Source organism: Prescottella equi, from assembly GCF_020171745.1.
GTDB lineage: Bacteria > Actinomycetota > Actinomycetes > Mycobacteriales > Mycobacteriaceae > Prescottella > Prescottella equi_A.
The window spans coordinates 153,249-169,675 of record NZ_JAIVAH010000022.1; the positions used below are offsets into that span (position 1 = coordinate 153,249).

General features: G+C 68.9%; 16 protein-coding genes and 1 pseudogene. 11 read left to right on the plus strand and 6 right to left on the minus strand.

Going from position 1 to position 16,427, the window contains the following annotated elements; genetic code table 11:
• Window positions 1–12: 12 nt before the first annotated feature.
• Genes LCL87_RS18740 through mptB form a run of 3 tightly spaced genes read right to left on the minus strand, consistent with a single transcriptional unit; the run spans window position 13 to window position 3,476 of the window.
• Entirely contained in the window at window positions 13–810 is a 798-nt protein-coding gene (locus tag LCL87_RS18740; RefSeq protein WP_225022410.1) for an ABC transporter permease, read from the minus strand.
• A complete protein-coding gene (locus tag LCL87_RS18745; protein ID WP_225022663.1) occupies window positions 807–1,736 on the minus strand; it encodes an ABC transporter ATP-binding protein in 930 nt (309 codons plus the stop codon). Before LCL87_RS18745 ends, LCL87_RS18740 begins: the two co-directional genes overlap by 4 nt.
• Window positions 1,737–1,790: 54 nt before the next feature.
• Window positions 1,791–3,476: a polyprenol phosphomannose-dependent alpha 1,6 mannosyltransferase MptB gene (gene mptB, locus LCL87_RS18750; protein WP_510850804.1), complete on the minus strand. Its 1,686-nt coding sequence runs from the start codon at window positions 3,474–3,476 to the stop codon at window positions 1,791–1,793.
• 180 nt (window positions 3,477–3,656) lie between these two features.
• Between mptB and LCL87_RS18755 the strand changes: the two genes are divergently transcribed.
• The 8 genes and pseudogenes from LCL87_RS18755 to LCL87_RS18790 form a co-directional block, all read left to right on the plus strand.
• Window positions 3,657–4,355, plus strand: coding sequence for a helix-turn-helix transcriptional regulator (locus tag LCL87_RS18755; RefSeq protein WP_510850805.1), 699 nt, complete (start codon window positions 3,657–3,659; stop codon window positions 4,353–4,355).
• Between the two features lie 59 nt (window positions 4,356–4,414).
• Window positions 4,415–5,860: a Fe-S cluster assembly protein SufB gene (gene sufB, locus LCL87_RS18760; protein ID WP_225022413.1), complete on the plus strand. Its 1,446-nt coding sequence runs from the start codon at window positions 4,415–4,417 to the stop codon at window positions 5,858–5,860.
• Window positions 5,860–7,053, plus strand: coding sequence for a Fe-S cluster assembly protein SufD (gene sufD, locus LCL87_RS18765; protein ID WP_225022415.1), 1,194 nt, complete (start codon window positions 5,860–5,862; stop codon window positions 7,051–7,053). Before sufB ends, sufD begins: the two co-directional genes overlap by 1 nt.
• A 42-nt stretch (window positions 7,054–7,095) precedes the next feature.
• A complete protein-coding gene (gene sufC, locus LCL87_RS18770; RefSeq protein ID WP_225022417.1) occupies window positions 7,096–7,869 on the plus strand; it encodes a Fe-S cluster assembly ATPase SufC in 774 nt (257 codons plus the stop codon).
• A gap of 5 nt (window positions 7,870–7,874) precedes the next feature.
• A complete protein-coding gene (locus LCL87_RS18775; RefSeq protein ID WP_225022419.1) occupies window positions 7,875–9,137 on the plus strand; it encodes a cysteine desulfurase in 1,263 nt (420 codons plus the stop codon).
• A gap of 2 nt (window positions 9,138–9,139) precedes the next feature.
• Window positions 9,140–9,628 (plus strand): Fe-S cluster assembly sulfur transfer protein SufU, encoded by a 489-nt coding sequence (gene sufU / locus LCL87_RS18780; RefSeq protein WP_225022429.1) that lies wholly within the window; start codon window positions 9,140–9,142, stop codon window positions 9,626–9,628.
• A complete protein-coding gene (locus LCL87_RS18785) occupies window positions 9,625–10,038 on the plus strand; it encodes a metal-sulfur cluster assembly factor (RefSeq protein ID WP_225022431.1) in 414 nt (137 codons plus the stop codon). The genes sufU and LCL87_RS18785 overlap by 4 nt, the downstream gene beginning before the upstream one ends.
• A 61-nt stretch (window positions 10,039–10,099) precedes the next feature.
• Window positions 10,100–10,342: pseudogene (locus tag LCL87_RS18790) on the plus strand (DUF1990 family protein); the annotation flags it as partial.
• Between the two features lie 41 nt (window positions 10,343–10,383).
• Here LCL87_RS18790 and ku read toward each other — a convergent pair.
• Window positions 10,384–11,223: a non-homologous end joining protein Ku gene (gene ku / locus LCL87_RS18795; RefSeq protein ID WP_225022433.1), complete on the minus strand. Its 840-nt coding sequence runs from the start codon at window positions 11,221–11,223 to the stop codon at window positions 10,384–10,386.
• A gap of 196 nt (window positions 11,224–11,419) precedes the next feature.
• Between ku and LCL87_RS18800 the strand changes: the two genes are divergently transcribed.
• Window positions 11,420–12,415, plus strand: coding sequence for an alkaline phosphatase family protein (locus tag LCL87_RS18800; RefSeq protein WP_225022434.1), 996 nt, complete (start codon window positions 11,420–11,422; stop codon window positions 12,413–12,415).
• Between the two features lies 1 nt (window position 12,416).
• Here LCL87_RS18800 and LCL87_RS18805 read toward each other — a convergent pair whose 3' ends face one another.
• Together LCL87_RS18805 and LCL87_RS18810 are read right to left on the minus strand one after the other, a co-directional pair.
• Window positions 12,417–13,535 (minus strand): lycopene cyclase family protein, encoded by a 1,119-nt coding sequence (locus LCL87_RS18805; protein ID WP_225022667.1) that lies wholly within the window; start codon window positions 13,533–13,535, stop codon window positions 12,417–12,419.
• Entirely contained in the window at window positions 13,532–14,302 is a 771-nt protein-coding gene (locus LCL87_RS18810) for an SDR family oxidoreductase (protein WP_225022436.1), read from the minus strand. Before LCL87_RS18810 ends, LCL87_RS18805 begins: the two co-directional genes overlap by 4 nt.
• A 166-nt stretch (window positions 14,303–14,468) precedes the next feature.
• Here LCL87_RS18810 and LCL87_RS18815 point away from each other — a divergent pair, with 166 nt between their 5' ends.
• Entirely contained in the window at window positions 14,469–16,100 is a 1,632-nt protein-coding gene (locus LCL87_RS18815; protein ID WP_225022438.1) for an ABC-F family ATP-binding cassette domain-containing protein, read from the plus strand.
• Between the two features lie 104 nt (window positions 16,101–16,204).
• Complete coding sequence (locus LCL87_RS18820; protein ID WP_225022440.1) at window positions 16,205–16,426, plus strand: helix-turn-helix domain-containing protein; 222 nt, start codon at window positions 16,205–16,207, stop codon at window positions 16,424–16,426.
• Window position 16,427: the final 1 nt, after the last annotated feature.

The following is a 16,427-nucleotide window of genomic DNA, read 5'->3' on the forward strand; positions in this document are numbered from 1 at the left end:
CGAATACTCGTGTCAGACGAACTTGAACGTGCGGGTTGCGAGGAAACCGGTCACCGCCGCCCACACGGCGAGGATTCCGACGCACGCCAGGTTGATGCTCCCGGCGGTGGCGTCCTCGAGGGCCTGCGCAAGTGCCCCGGACGGCACGATCTGCGCGGCGATCCGAACGCCGTCGTTGATCTGGTCGGCGAAGACGACGCTGCCGATGCCCGCCATCGCGAACCACAGGATGTTCGCGAGCGCCAGCACGATCTCGGCGCGCAGCGACCCACCCAACAGCAGGCCCATCGACGCGAACGTCACGGTCCCGAGCGCGATCACGACAGCCCCGAGGACCAGGCCCAGGACGCTCGGACGCCAGCCGAGCGCGAAGCCGATCGCGCCGAGCAGCAGCGTCTGCATCGCGACCACGATCACGACCGCAGCGCTCTTGCCGGCGATGATGCCCCACCTGGGCAGGGGAGTGGCGCCGAGCCGCTTGAGCGCCCCGTAGCGGCGGTCGAAGCCGACGGCGATCGCCTGTCCGGTGAACGCGGTCGACATGATCGCCACCATCATCACGGCCGGGACGATCGTGTCGACCCGGTCGGTCCCGAAGTCCCCGATCGGCAGCAGCGTGAGGCCGATCAGGAGGGTGATCGGAATCAGCATCGTGATCAGCAACTGCTCGCCGTTGCGCAGCAGCAGCGTCAGCTCGAGCTTGGTCTGCGACGCCAGCATCCGGGCCGGCGGTGCCGGCTGCGGACGAGGGGCGAACGTGCCGGCGGCGAAGCGGTTGTCGGCCAGGCGCTCGTGGTTCGTCACGCTCATCCCCTCAGATCCCGTCCCGTGAGTTCGAGGAAGACGTCCTCGAGGCGGCGCTGGTCGACCCGGATCTCCGTGGCCAGCGCGTCCTGTCCCGCGCACCACGACGTGACCGCCGCGACGATGTGCGGATCGATCGCGCCGCGCACGACGTAGTCGCCGGGCGAGACCTCCTGCGCCTGGAAGTCGGCCGGCAGCGCGGCGCGCAGCGGGGCCAGGTCGAGTCCGGACGGGGCGACGAGGCTCAGTAGTCCCTCGGCGCCGGTGCGGGTCACCTCGGACGGCGTGCCGGACGCGACTATCCGGCCGTGGTCGATGATGACCAGCTCGTCGGCCAGTTCCTCGGCCTCGTCCATCAGGTGCGTGGTCAGCAGCACGCTGACGCCGTCGCGGCGCAGCGCGTCGATGAGCTCCCAGACGAGCAGGCGGGCCTGGGCGTCGAGGCCGGCGGTCGGCTCGTCGAGGAAGACCAGTTCGGGCCGTCCGACGAGGGCGCACGCGAGCGCCAGGCGCTGCTGCTGCCCGCCGGACAGGCGGCGGTACGGGGTGCGGCGGGCGTCCTGCAGACCGAGGCTGCGCAGGAGCCACTCGGGGTCGAGCGGATTCGCGGAATACGACGCGACCAGATCGAGCATCTCGCCCGCCTTGGAGCCCGGATACGCGCCGCCGCCCTGGAGCATCACGCCGATGCGCGGACGGAGCGCCGCCGAATCGGCGATCGGGTCGAGGCCCAGCACCCGCACCGAACCGGCGTCGGGTGTGACGAAGCCCTCACACATCTCCACGGTGGTGGTCTTGCCCGCGCCGTTCGGTCCGAGGAGCGCGAGCACCTGGGCCTGTTCGACCCGGAATTCCAGCCCGTCGACGGCCCGGACCTCGCCGAACGCCTTGACGACGCCCTCGAGGCGCACCGCGGGCTCGCCCTTCTTCAACGTCGTCGCCGACGTTTTGCCAATCACGAGGATCCAGCCTAAGCCCCGGCCCGATCAGACCGGTGCGGTGGTCTGCTGCGCACGCCACGGCAGCAGGTTTCGAGTGAGGAAGATGATGGCCAGGCACGCGAGGGTGGTCGCGATCGCGGCCTGCACGATCATGAACGGCTGATACTCGGCGCCGTTGGGCATCAGGATGATTCCGACGACCGACGAGAACGCGATGGTCGGGACGCGGAACACCGGCCGGGTCGCCCACGCGGCGAGCGGGATCACCGCCCACAGGAGGTACCACGGCTGGACCACCGGGAAGAGCAGGACGATCGCGCCGAGGGACACTCCCAGCGCGCCGACCGGGTGGATCCGCCCGACGAGCACGGCGACCAGCATGCGGACCGTGATGAATGCGGCGACGAGCGATGCGATCGGCCGCGTCAGGCCGAGTACGGCGGTGGTGTGGTCGCCGAGTCCGAGCAGGACGCCGACGAGTCCGGTCCCGAGTCCCAGCAGGGTCGGTATGGACATCCAGCTGCGCACTTCCGTGGCGGTGCCGAGCGTCTGGGTCCAGCCCATGCCGAGCCCGCTGGCGACGCTCACGAAAACGGTGACAGCGATCGCGACGGCAGCCAGGAGCGCGGCGGCCGATGCGAGTGCCTTCAGATTGGCGCCCCACCGTCGGGCGAGCGCCATGCCGACGAAGCCGAGTGCGAGCAGGGACGGAATCTTGATCGTCGACGACAATGCGATCAGCGTCGCGCCGGCGAGTAGGAGTAGCAGTGCGCGTCCACGAATCGGCTCCTTGCCCTCGACGGCACGCAGTGCCAGCTCGACGCCCGCGAGCATGAGGCCGATCATCAGGGCCTCGTTGTGGATGCCGGCGACCAGGTGGAACAACACGAGCGGGTTCGCGGCACCGAGCCACAGCGCGCTGACGCTGGACACCCCGCATCGCCGGGCGAGCCGAGGGAGCGCCCACACGATCATCGCGACGCCGGCGAGCGCCAGGAGTCGGTGCAGGAAGATGCCGGCCACGATGTTGTCGCCGGTGATTGCGGTGATGCCGCGGCCCAGCCAGAGGAACAGCGGGCCGTACGGCGCGGGAGTCTCGCGCCAGATGTTCGGTACGGTCCGTGTGAGGACGTGGTCGACGCCGAGTGCCCCGGCGGGGCCGATCTCGTACGGGTCGAGTCCACGGGCCGTGATCTCGCTCTGTGCCAGGTACGAGTAGACGTCCCGGCTGAACATCGGCGGCGCAACCGTGAGCGGAATCACCCACAGGAGGAGGGTCCGGTCGAGCTGTGATCGGCTGAGCTGGCGGATTGCGCGCCCGCCCCGCATGCTGCCGACCGCGAACCGTCCGAGCAGCAGCCAGGCCAGCACGACCATCACGGTGCCCGTCATCGCCATGCTCAGTGTTGCGCTCGGCATCCGGGCGGGGAGGCCGAGGATGCGCAGGCCCTGGACCGGGTTCTGGAGGACGGGCTGTGCGCCGGCGCCGAGGGCGCCGACGGCCATGAGGACCGCTCCGGTCGCGCCGAAGAGCCGGATCCAATGCAGTTGCCGCGTCTCGCGGGAATCGAGTCCGGGGGCCTCCGGTTCGTCGCCGTGCAGGCGGTCCGACACCGAGGGCCGGTGAGAGCGTCCTTCGACGCCGAGCGCACGCTTGGCGAAAGCGGTGGCCCTCACGGCCCGAGACGGGGCCGGGGCTTCCGACTCGTGTTCCATCTCGGTCTGCGGCACAGGGTGCAGCGTAGCGGTGCGAACGATCTGTTCCGGCCACGGTCGGGCCCTCGGGCCGCGAATCCCGTGTGGCCCGCATCACGCAGGTAACCCTTCGTGGACCGGCGCGCCTAATTCCGTCACACTGGTGTTGTGAAATCGGAAGCGGCTCGACGCGCGAGTGGAGAAGGTGCAGGTCACGTGCCTGTCCATGCCTCCGCTGGTACGCCGTTGCCCGTGACCGGCGCGCACGAAGGTCATACGCGCGCCGCGGTGGTGCAGTTGCTCGTCGAGGAGGGGCCGATCTCGGCCACCGACATCGGTGCGCGGTTGGGCCTCAGCGCGGCCGGTGTCCGACGCCATCTCGATGTGCTCATCGAGGCGGGGGAGGCACAGGAGGCCAGCGCTGCCAGCTGGCGGCAACGTGGCCGCGGCCGCCCGGCGAAGCTGTTCCAGATCACCGCCGCCGGGCGGGGGAAGCTCGGCCACACGTACGACGACCTCGCGGGCGCGGCGATGCGGCAGTTGCGCGAGATCGGTGGCGACGCGGCCATCGAGGCCTTCGCCAAGCGTCGGGTGCAGTCGATCGTCGGCGCGGTCGAGCCGGTCGGCGACGACGAACCGGAAGCCGTCGAGTCCACGGCGGAGGAGATCGCGGAGGCGTTCACCTCGGCGGGGTTCGCGGCCTCGATCCGTCCGGTCGGCAACGGCGTGCAGATCTGCCAGCACCACTGTCCGATCTCCCACGTGGCCGAGGAGTTCCCCGAACTCTGCGAAGCGGAGCGGGTTGCGTTCGCAGAACTGCTCGGTACCCACGTCCAGCAGTTGGCGACCATCGCGAACGGCGACTGCGCCTGCACCACCCACGTTCCCCTCGCATTACCCCGAAAGACCTCATAGATGTACTCCCCGGTGGACAGCTCGCACCGGTACGTAACAAGACTCCGGAAGGAGCTCGCATGACCGTCACACCAGACCAGGTGACACCCGAGGCGCCGCTCACCCAGGAAGAGACGATCGCGTCGCTGGGCCACTACGGCTACGGCTGGTCGGACTCCGACGTCGCTGGTGCCAGCGCGCAACGAGGGCTGTCCGAGGCTGTCGTGCGGGACATCTCCGCGAAGAAGAACGAGCCCGAGTGGATGCTCGACATCCGTCTCAAGGCGCTCAAGACCTTCGACAAGAAGCCGATGCCGCACTGGGGCTCGAACCTCGACGGCATCGATTTCGACAACATCAAGTACTTCGTGCGCTCGAGCGAGAAGCAGGCCGAGAGCTGGGAAGACCTGCCCGAGGACATCAAGAACACGTACGACAAGCTGGGCATCCCCGAGGCGGAGAAGCAGCGCCTCGTCGCCGGTGTCGCGGCGCAGTACGAGTCCGAGGTCGTCTACCACTCGATCCGTGAGGATCTCGAGGCGCAGGGCGTCATCTTCCTCGACACCGACACCGGCCTGCGCGAGCACCCGGAGATCTTCCAGGAGTACTTCGGCTCGGTCATCCCGGCCGGCGACAACAAGTTCTCCGCGCTCAACACGGCCGTCTGGTCCGGCGGATCGTTCATCTACGTGCCGCCGGGTGTGAAGGTCGACATCCCGCTGCAGGCCTACTTCCGGATCAACACCGAGAACATGGGCCAGTTCGAGCGGACGCTGATCATCGTCGACGAGGGTGCCTCCGTGCACTACGTCGAGGGCTGCACCGCGCCGATCTACAAGTCCGACTCGCTGCACTCCGCGGTCGTCGAGATCATCGTGAAGAAGGGCGGCCACTGCCGCTACACGACGATCCAGAACTGGTCGAACAACGTCTTCAACCTGGTGACCAAGCGCACCAAGGTCGAGGCGGGTGGCTCGATGGAGTGGATCGACGGCAACATCGGCTCGAAGGTCACGATGAAGTACCCGGCCGTGTGGATGATGGGCGAGCACGCCCGCGGTGAGGTGCTCTCGGTGGCATTTGCCGGCGAGGGCCAGCACCAGGACACCGGTGCGAAGATGCTGCACCTGGCGCCGCACACGTCGTCGACCATCGTGTCGAAGTCCGTGGCCCGCGGCGGCGGTCGCGCGTCGTACCGCGGTCTGGTCCAGGTCAACAAGGGCGCTCACGGGTCCAAGGCGACCGTCAAGTGCGACGCCCTGCTGGTCGACCAGATCAGCCGTTCCGACACCTACCCGTACGTCGACGTCCGCGAGGACGACGTGACGATGGGCCACGAGGCCACGGTGTCGAAGGTCAGCGACGACCAGTTGTTCTACCTCATGAGCCGCGGTCTGACCGAGGACGAGGCGATGGCCATGGTGGTGCGAGGGTTCGTCGAGCCCATCGCCAAGGAGCTGCCGATGGAGTACGCCCTCGAGCTCAACCGCCTGATCGAACTGCAGATGGAAGGGGCGGTGGGCTAGTGAGCACCCCCGTGACGGGAGTACAGGGCGCGGCGGCCGGCGAGAACGCCGCCCCCGCAACCAACAAGGGTGAGGTCTTCACCTCGTTCGACGTGAATGCGTTCGAGGTGCCCGCGGGCCGTGACGAGGCGTGGCGGTTCACGCCGCTGCGCCGGCTGCGCGGCCTGCACGACGGCACTGCTGCGGCAGGGCCGCTCGGCACCGCGAAGATCGAGGTCACCGGTGGTGACGTTGCCGTCGAGACCGTGGGCCGCGACGACGCTCGCCTCGGTGAGGGCGGCGTGCCGTTCGATCGCGTTGCGGCGCAGGCATACTCGTCCTTCGAGTCGGCGACGGTCGTGACCGTCGGTCGCGAGGTCGAGGTCTCGGAGCCGATCAACATCGTCGTCACCGGACCCGGTGAAGGCGAAGTCGCGTTCGGCCACCTCCAGATCCGTCTCGAGACCTTCGCGAAGGCGACCGTCGTCCTCGACCAGAAGGGCAGCGGAACGTACGCGGAGAACGTCGAGTTCGTGCTCGGCGACGGCTCCTCGCTGACCGTGGTCGCAGTCCAGGACTGGGCGGACGACGCGGTGCACGCGGCGGCCCACCACGCGCTGCTCGGCCGCGATGCGGTGCTGCGGCACACGTCGGTGAGCCTCGGCGGCGACCTGGTCCGGATCACCCCGACGGTCAAGTACGCGGGTCCCGGCGGCGACGCCGAGATGCTCGGCCTGTACTTCGCCGACGCCGGCCAGCACTTCGAGCAGCGCCTGCTGGTCGATCACTCGCAGCCGCACTGCAAGTCGAACGTCGTGTACAAGGGTGCGCTGCAGGGTGACCCGGCTTCGGGCAAGCCCGATGCGCACACCGTGTGGATCGGCGACGTGCTGATCCGCGCGGAGGCGGAGGGCACCGACACGTTCGAGCTCAACCGCAACCTGGTGCTCACCGACGGCGCCCGCGCCGACTCGGTGCCGAACCTCGAGATCGAGACCGGCGAGATCGTCGGTGCCGGGCACGCCAGCGCCACGGGACGTTTCGACGACGAGCAGCTGTTCTACCTGCGCGCCCGGGGCATTCCCGAGGAGCAGGCGATGCGGCTGGTCGTGCGTGGCTTCTTCCACGAGATCATCAACCGCATTGCGGTTCCGGAGGTGCGCGAGCGCCTCGAGGCCGCCGTCGAGGCCGAACTGGCCGCGGTCGGCGCCTGATCCGGTCACCTGCCTTCCACCGATACCCGCATAGGAAATCGAATGTCTACGCTTGAAATCCGCGACCTGCACGTCGACGTCGCCAACTCGGACGAGAACGCCGAGCCGATCAACATCCTCAAGGGCGTGAACCTGACCGTCCGCTCGGGCGAGACGCACGCCATCATGGGCCCCAACGGCTCGGGCAAGTCCACGCTGTCGTACGCGATCGCCGGCCACCCCAAGTACGTGGTGACCTCCGGCTCCATCACCCTCGACGGCGAGAACGTCCTGGAGATGAGCGTCGACGAGCGCGCCCGCGCCGGACTGTTCCTGGCGATGCAGTACCCGGTCGAGGTGCCCGGCGTCTCGATGTCGAACTTCCTGCGTACCGCGGCCACCTCGGTCCGTGGCGAGGCTCCGAAGCTGCGCCACTGGGTCAAGGAAGTCAAGGAGGCGATGAACGAGCTCGAGATCGATCCGACCTTCGGTGAGCGCAGCGTCAACGAGGGCTTCTCGGGCGGCGAGAAGAAGCGCCACGAGATCCTGCAGCTGGGCCTGCTCAAGCCGAAGATCGCGATCCTCGACGAGACCGACTCGGGCCTCGACGTCGACGCGCTGCGCGTGGTGTCCGAGGGCGTCAACCGCTACAAGGAGCGTGAGGACGGCGGCATCCTGCTGATCACGCACTACACCCGCATCCTGCGCTACATCGAGCCGGAGTTCGTGCACGTGTTCGTCAACGGTCAGATCGTCGAGTCCGGCGGTGCCGAGCTCGCCGACGAGCTCGAGGCCAACGGCTACGTGCGCTTCACCCAGGCCGGGGCGGGAGCGTAGTCCCGATGACCACCACGGCAGCTGCGCTGGACGTCACCAGGATCCGGGCGGATTTCCCGATCCTGGGGCGGACCGTGCGTGACGGAAAGCCCTTGGTGTACCTGGATTCGGGTGCCACCTCGCAGCGTCCGGTGCAGGTGCTCGACGCCGAGCGGGAGTTCCTGACCACGTGCAACGCGGCGGTGCACCGCGGTGCGCATCAGTTGGCCGAGGAGGCCACCGATGCGTACGAGGGTGCCCGCGCCGCGATCGCGTCGTTCGTCGGTGTCGATCCGGACGAGCTGGTGTTCACGAAGAACGCCACCGAGTCGCTCAACCTGGTTGCGCACGTGTTCGGCGACGACCGTTTCGACAAGGTCGTCGGACCCGGTGACGAGATCGTCGTCACCGAACTCGAGCACCACGCGAATCTCGTTCCGTGGCAGGAACTTGCACGACGCACCGGAGCGACGCTGCGCTGGTACGGCATCACCGACGACGGCCGCATCGACCTCGATTCGCTCGAGCTGACCGACAAGGTCAAGGTCGTCGCGTTCACGCACCAGTCGAACGTGACGGGCGCGATCTCGCCGGTGACCGAACTGGTCCGCCGTGCGCAGGCCGTCGGTGCGATCACGGTGCTGGACGCGTGCCAGTCCGTGCCGCATCTCGCGGTCGACTTCCGTGCCCTCGGTGTCGATTTCGCGGCGTTCTCCGGTCACAAGATGCTCGGCCCTTCCGGCGTCGGTGTGCTGTACGGCCGCCGTGAACTGCTGGCGTCGATGCCCCCGTTCATCACCGGTGGTTCGATGATCGAGACCGTCACGATGGAGGGCAGCACGTACGCGCCGCCGCCGCAGCGATTCGAGGCCGGCGTGCCGATGACCTCGCAGGTCGTCGGACTCGGTGCTGCCGTGAAGTACCTCGAGAACATCGGGATGGACGCCGTCGCCCAGCACGAGCACCTGCTGGTGACCGCGGCGCTCGAGAGACTGGCGGGCATCGACGGCGTGCGGATCATCGGCCCCACCGACGGCATCGACCGCGGTTCGGCCGTGTCCTTCCTCGTCGACGGGATCCATGCCCACGATCTGGGGCAGGTCCTCGACGACGAGGGTGTCGCCGTCCGCGTCGGACACCACTGCGCGTGGCCGATGCACCAGCGGTTGGGGATCGCCGCGACCGCGCGGGCGTCGTTCGCGCTGTACAACACCCTCGACGAGGTCGACGCGCTGATCGCCGGAATCCGGCGGGCGCAGGACTTCTTCGGCGTGAGCGGAGGTAACTGAGCGTGCGCCTCGAGCAGATGTACCAGGAAGTGATCCTGGACCACTACAAGCACCCGCTCGGGCGCGGTCTGCGCGACCCGTTCGGTGCCGAGGTGCATCACGTCAACCCGACGTGCGGCGACGAGATCACGTTGCGCGCGCACCTCGCCGCGGGTGAGGACGGCCGACCGGTCGTCGCCGACATCTCGTACGACGGCCAGGGCTGCTCCATCAGCCAGGCGTCGACGTCGGTGCTGTTCGATCAGGTCGTCGGGATGCCGCTCGACGAGGCGCTGCGCACCGTCGACGCGTTCAGCGAGATGGTGAGCAGTCGCGGCACGATCGAGGGCGACGAGGACGTCCTCGGCGACGGCATCGCCTTCGCCGGGGTGTCGAAGTACCCGGCGCGCGTCAAGTGCGCGTTGCTGGGATGGATGGCTTTCAAGGACGCCGTTGTTCGAATAGTCGACGACGAGAACGACCTGGCTCGAACCGGAGGACAGACATCATGACGGACACCCAGGCCGAGCAGGCCCAGGCGGAGACCGCCGAGACCACCCCGGCCGAGCCGGTCGCCGAGTACGGCGCGACGCTCACCCCGGAGCGCCTCGACGAGCTCGAGGAGGCGATGCGTGACGTCGTCGACCCCGAGCTCGGTATCAACGTCGTCGACCTCGGTCTGGTCTACGACTTCAAGGAGCTCGACGAGAACGGCATCGACGTCGTGCTGCTCGACATGACGCTCACGTCCGCGGCGTGCCCGCTGACCGACGTCATCGAGGAGCAGTCCAAGCGTGCCCTGGTGAACAGCAGCCTGTGCGACGAGCTGCGGATCAACTGGGTCTGGATGCCGCCTTGGGGCCCGGACAAGATCACCGAGGACGGCCGCGAGCAGCTGCGCGCCCTCGGATTCACGGTCTAGTTTGCCCGCCCGGGTTTCCCGGGAACTGACCTATCGCGAGGTCGGTGCCACCGCCGGAGAGTTGCCGGCGGGGTATCGGCACCTCCGCGAGACGGTGTACATCGGACGCGGTGAGGACACATTCCTCACCGCGTCCGACGCGTTGACGGGCTGGGACGTGCATCGTCGCGCCGGGCTGCGGGTGGATGCCGGGACCCCCACCGCCGAACCCGGAAGCGATGTGGTGTTGCGCTGGTTGGGGTTCACGATTCCGTGCCGCGTGGTGTACGTGATCGACGAACCCGACCGCCGCGGTTTCGCGTACGGCACGCTCACCGGGCATCCGGAGTCCGCGGGTGAACGGACTCACGCCCGCTTGCGCCGCGCGGGTGCCTTCTTCTTCGCGGACGCGGGTTTGACCTCCTCGCCGGCTGCCTCGAGGCTGCGCTGCAGCGCGGCGACCAGGTCGACGACCTCGGCGTCCTCACCGGCCTCGGCGTGCTCGGCCGCCGGGATCACCTTCTTGCCGCCGCTCGCGATGGCGTCGTCGAGCAGCTGCCGCAGCTGGATCTGGTAGTCGTCGGTGAACTCGGTGGGGTCGAAGTCCTCGGCCATGCTCTCGACCAGCGTGCCCGCCATCTTCAGCTCCTTGGCCTGCGGTTCCTCGGCGTCGTCGAGGGACGGGAACTCGGCGGCGCGCACCTCGTCCGGCCACAGCAGCGTCTGGATCACCAGGACGCCGTCGCGCTCGCGCAGGGCGGCCAGCCGGGTCTTCTGGCGGAGGGTGAAGTGCACGAGCGCTGTGCGATCGGTCTTCGCGAGCGTCTTCGCCAGCAGGACGTATGCCTTGGGTGACGACGAGTCGGGTTCGAGGTAGTAGCTCTTCTCGAACAGGATGGGGTCGATCTGCTCGGTCGGCACGAACTGCAGCACCGGGATCTCGTGCTGCTCGGCCGCGGGCAGCTTGTCGAAGTCCTCGTCGGTGAGGATGACGCGGTCGCCCTCCTCCGAGTCGTAGGCCTTGTCGATGTCGGCGAACTGCACTGTCTGCCCACACTCGCTGCACACTCGGTTGTACTTGATGCGCCCGCCGTCCTTCGCGTGCACCTGGTGGAATCGGATGTCGTGGTCCTCGGTCGCGGAGTACACCTTGACCGGCACGTTGACCAGCCCGAACGCGATGGAACCCTTCCAGATTGATCGCATGCACCCCACTATCGCCCAGCGCGGCCCATTGCGGGTGGTGCGCAGCGAAGATCATCACCATCTCGAGACATTTCGCCGACATCCGAACGACCGTTCGGCAACCGCGAGGCATCTACGGCGAACGCGCGACGAACGCTGGGACAACAGTTGCCACAAAGTGGCGACAATTGGTCTAGTCCGATCCAGGCTGTTGTTCGTGACCAACAACATCACATCCCCCAAGGCCCTGTCCCTTCTCCTCGCCGCCGGGACCGTCGCGGCCGGCGTCATCGGCGCGGCGGGTACCGCGACCGCGGCGCCCGCGCCGTCGGTCACCAAGACCGTCGTGATCGGACTCGACGGCACGATGCTCGACCACGTCAAGAACGCGAACACCCCCAACCTGCACCGGCTGATCGCCGAGGGCACCAGCGGGCAGTCGTCGATCCTCGGCCACCCGACGATCTCCGGCCCGTCCTGGTCGACGATCCTCACCGGCGTGTGGCACACCAAGCACGGTGTCGTCGACAACTCCTACAACGGAGCCCGCTACGACCAGTACCCGACGGCGTTCACCCGGATCGAACAGGTCAAGCCCGAACTGCGCACCGCGTCGATCGCGACGTGGGGCGGCATCGCCACGATCTCGAACTCCGGCAACCCGAAGGCCGACCTGGTCGTCTCGACGCCGGGCGCGGGCAGCGACGCCGCGACCGACACGGCCACCGCGACCGCCGTCGCGTCCGAGATCGCCACCAACGGCCCCGATTTCGTGTTCACCCAGCTCGACCAGGTGGACGGCGCCGGGCACTCGTCGGGCACCGCCGGATCGGAGTACGCGCCGGCGCTCGAGCGTGTCGATGCCGAGGTCGGCCGGATCGTCGACGCCGTCGACGCCCGCAGCAAGGCGACCGGCGAGAAGTGGACGATCCTGGTCACCTCCGACCACGGCCACAAGCCGAACGGCGGGCACGGTGGCCAGAGTGCCGAGGAGGGAACGACGTTCGTGATCGCGCGCGGCGCCGGCTACCAGGCGGGCACGACCGACGACGACTACACCATCGCCGACATCACCCCGACCGTGCTCGACAACCTCGGCTTCGCGCAGCCCGCCGACCTCGACGGCGCGCCGCTGCCGAAGACGGCCCCGCCCGCGACCGGTTCGCTCGGCTGGCTGCCGTCGTGGATCCCGACGGGTTCGCTCGGATCCTGAGTCACGACCGCCGGACGCCGGCCAGTGCCAGCGTCCGGCGGATCGGCGGCGAGACGGCGCGGAACAGCTGCCACATCGTGCCGGCGGTCCCGCGGACGTCGTCGCGCCCCGACAGGTAGGCCCGCTGCCGCTCGGCGGGGAGGGCGAAGAAAGTGTCGAAGAACTCCGCGGTCCGGCCGGGGTCGAGACGCAGCAGCGCCGACAGCCCGACCTCGCGCAACGACCGAACGGCACGGGCCTGCCACGGCCACAACGCCTTTCCCGGATCGCGGCCCGTGGCGAGGGCGGCCACGACGTCGTCGACGGCGGTCAGCGACGCCGCGACGCTGTAGCCGGTGCCCGGGTGGACCAGTCCCGCCCGGGCGCCGAATGCGGCGACGCCGGGACGGGTGCGCGGAGCCTGGACCGGGAACCGGACGCGCTCCACCTCGAGGTTCGCCGGCGGTTCGACCCCGCGATTCTCTAGGCGCGCGTCGAGCCGTCGGCGCAGTTCGTCCAGCGGCAGCCCGGGTCGGCCGACCAGGCACGTCTCCTCGAGCAGGACGGTGTCGTCGCTCAGCGGCACCGCGTAAAGGAACGACGGCGGATCGGTCGGCGTCGTGCCGTTGTCGGGCCGCCAGTCCATGAACAGGCACTGCGCGTCGCCGAGTGCGGGGGCGGCCACGGCCGACGGCAGCACGATCCCGAACGCGGTCTGCTCGGCGAGGGCGGGATCGGGGCGCAGGCCGCGGGCGTCGATGACCTGGTGCGCGTGGATATCGGTGCCGTCCCGGAGCGCGACCAAGTTCTGGGACGTTGCACCGACGACCCCGCGGATCACGTGGGCATACGAGACGTCGAGGGCGCGGTGCAGCGCTGTGTTGTCGAGCACCGCATATGTCCGGTCGAGCACATGCGGCCGGGTGGTCCAGGCGTGCGGGCGGGGGACCGTCGAACGCAGCACGCCGGCGCCGAGCCACCCGGGCAGCTCGTCCACCCATGCCGCGTAGGTCGGCACCCACGGCCGGTCCGGGTGCGGATCGACCGCCACGACGTCCAGGCCGGCGCGGGCCGCGCGGTACACGAGGGCACGGCCGGCGGGACCGAGCCCGACGACCGCGAGATCGGGTGTGCCGGTCAGAGCGCGCCCGTCGCGAGCAGGCCGCCGTCGACGCGGACGGTCTCGCCGGTGATCCAGGCGGCGTCGTCGGAGACCAGGAACCCGACCAGACCCGCGACGTCCTCCGGGGTGCCGAGCCGGCCCATCGGATAGATCGACGACGCCTGATCTTCCCCGGCCGCGACGAGGGCGGCGGCGAACTGGGTCTTGACGACGCCGGGAGCGACGGCGTTGACGCGGATCTTCGGACCCAGCTGCCACGCGAGTTCCTCGGTCAGCCGGATCAGCGCGGCCTTCGACGCGCCGTACGCGGCGATGACGCCGGTCGACCGGATCCCGGCGACGCTCGCGAGGTTGACGACCGCGCCGCCGTGCTCGCCCATCCACGCCCGGTACGCCTCCTGCACGTAGCCCAGCGCCGCGACGACGTTCACGTCGAAGATCTTCCGGATCGCGTCCAGGTCGGCGTCCATGAGCGACCCGTACACGGGGTTGATGCCGGTGTTGTTGATCAGGATGTCGAGGGACCCGAGTGCGGCGACCGTCCGTGTGACGGCGTCGTGTCGCGCCTCGGCATCCCCGGAGTTGCCGGCGATCGCGAGCACCTTGCCGCCGTGGCCGAGGGCGCGCAGTTCCTCGGCAGCCGCCTCGAGGGGGTCGGGTTTGCGGGCGGTGACGACCACGTTCGCGCCCCGGGCGAGGAGTTCGGCGGCGATGGCCTTGCCGATGCCGCGGCTGGCGCCGGTGACCAGAGCACTTCGTCCCTGCAGATCGTTGACGCGTGTCATGGGATCGAACGTTAGCCGAGTCACTGGGCCGTGGTGTGGCGTCGAGCCCACACCACGGTAAAATCGGTGGTTCTTGTGCCCAATCACGGGCACGATGACCTCCGACGCTCCGGCTCAAATGTGCTCGGGGGGTCGTTCCACTGATTTTCCACTCGAGGAGTTTTGCTTGATTACCGCCACCGACCTCGAAGTTCGTGCCGGTGTGCGGACCCTGCTGTCTGCACCGGGTCCGGCGCTGCGTGTGCAGGCCGGAGATCGAATCGGTCTGGTCGGGCGCAACGGTGCCGGCAAGACCACGACGTTGCGCATCCTCGCCGGCGAGGGTGAGCCCTACGCGGGCGCGGTGATCCGCAGCGGCGAACTGGGCTACCTGCCGCAGGACCCCAAGGAGGGCAACCTCGACGTCCTCGCGAAGGATCGCGTCCTGTCCGCCCGTGGCCTCGACGAGATCATGCGCAGCATGGAGAAGCAGCAGACCATCATGGCCGAGGCCGTCGACGACGCCGTCCGCGACAAGGCGGTGCGCAAGTACGGTTCGCTCGAGGATCGCTTCTCCGCGCTCGGCGGGTACGTGGCCGAGTCCGAGGCCGCCCGCATCTGCAACAGCCTCGGCCTGGCCGATCGCATCCTCGAGCAGCCGCTGCGCACCCTCTCAGGTGGTCAGCGTCGACGCGTCGAGCTGGCGCGCATCCTGTTCGCCGCGTCCGACGGATCGGGCGGCAAGTCGAACACCACGCTGCTGCTCGACGAGCCCACCAACCACCTCGACGCCGACTCCATCACGTGGCTGCGCGGGTTCCTGCAGAACCACGACGGCGGCCTGATCGTGATCAGCCACGACGTGGACCTGCTCGACGACGTCGTGAACCGCGTGTGGTTCCTCGACGCCGTGCGCGGCGAGGCCGACATCTACAACATGGGTTGGAAGAAGTACCTCGACGCCCGCGCCACCGACGAGCAGCGCCGTCGGCGTGAGCGTGCGAACGCGGAGAAGAAGGCCGGCGCGCTGCGCGTGCAGGCGGCCAAGCTCGGCGCGAAGGCGACGAAGGCGACCGCCGCCCAGAACATGGCCAAGCGGGCCGACAAGATGATGGCTGCGCTCGACGAGGTGCGGGTGGACGACAAGGTCGCGCACATCCGCTTCCCGGAGCCGGCGGCCTGTGGCAAGACCCCGCTGATGGCGGAGAACCTCACCAAGATGTACGGCTCGCTGGAGATCTTCGCCGGCGTGGATCTGGCGATCGACCGCGGCAGCCGGGTGGTCGTGCTCGGACTCAACGGTGCCGGCAAGACGACGCTGCTGCGCATCCTCGCGGGCACCGAAACGCCGAATGCGGGCGAATTGGTCCCCGGCCACGGACTGAAGATCGGCTACTTCGCGCAGGAGCACGACACCCTCGACGACGACGCCACCGTGTGGGAGAACATCCGGCACGCCGCCCCGGACACCGGGGAGCAGGAACTGCGTTCCCTGCTCGGCGCGTTCATGTTCACCGGTCCGCAGCTCGAGCAGCCCGCCGGCACGCTGTCTGGTGGCGAGAAGACGCGTCTGGCGCTGGCCGGCCTGGTGTCGTCGGCGGCGAACGTGCTGTTGCTCGACGAGCCGACCAACAACCTCGACCCGATCTCACGCGAGCAGGTGCTCGACGCGCTGCGCAGCTACAAGGGCGCCGTCGTCCTCGTCACCCACGACCCGGGAGCAGCCGAGGCGCTCAACCCCGAGCGGGTCATCCTGCTGCCGGACGGCCAGGAGGACCACTGGTCGCAGGAGTACCTCGAGCTCATCCAGCTCGCCTGATTCGTCCATCTCCGCTGGCTGAGCGAGTTTTCGGTTTGTTGATCACGCGTCGATAGGTGATCTAGCCTGGAAACCGAGGCTCGCTCAGCTGACCGGAGGACGTCATGGCGGAGAGCACGGGAATCTCGCGGGGGGCCCGCATCACCGGGGAATCGCGTGACAAGCTCCGCGATGAACTGAAGGCCCAGTACGAGGCCGGCGCGAGTATCCGGACCCTCGCCAATCAGACCGGCCGCTCGTACGGCTTCATCCACAACGTGCTCGTCGAGGCAGACGTGACGCTGCGGCGGCGCGGTGGGCCGAACCGGCGCAAGAAGACGGAGTGAG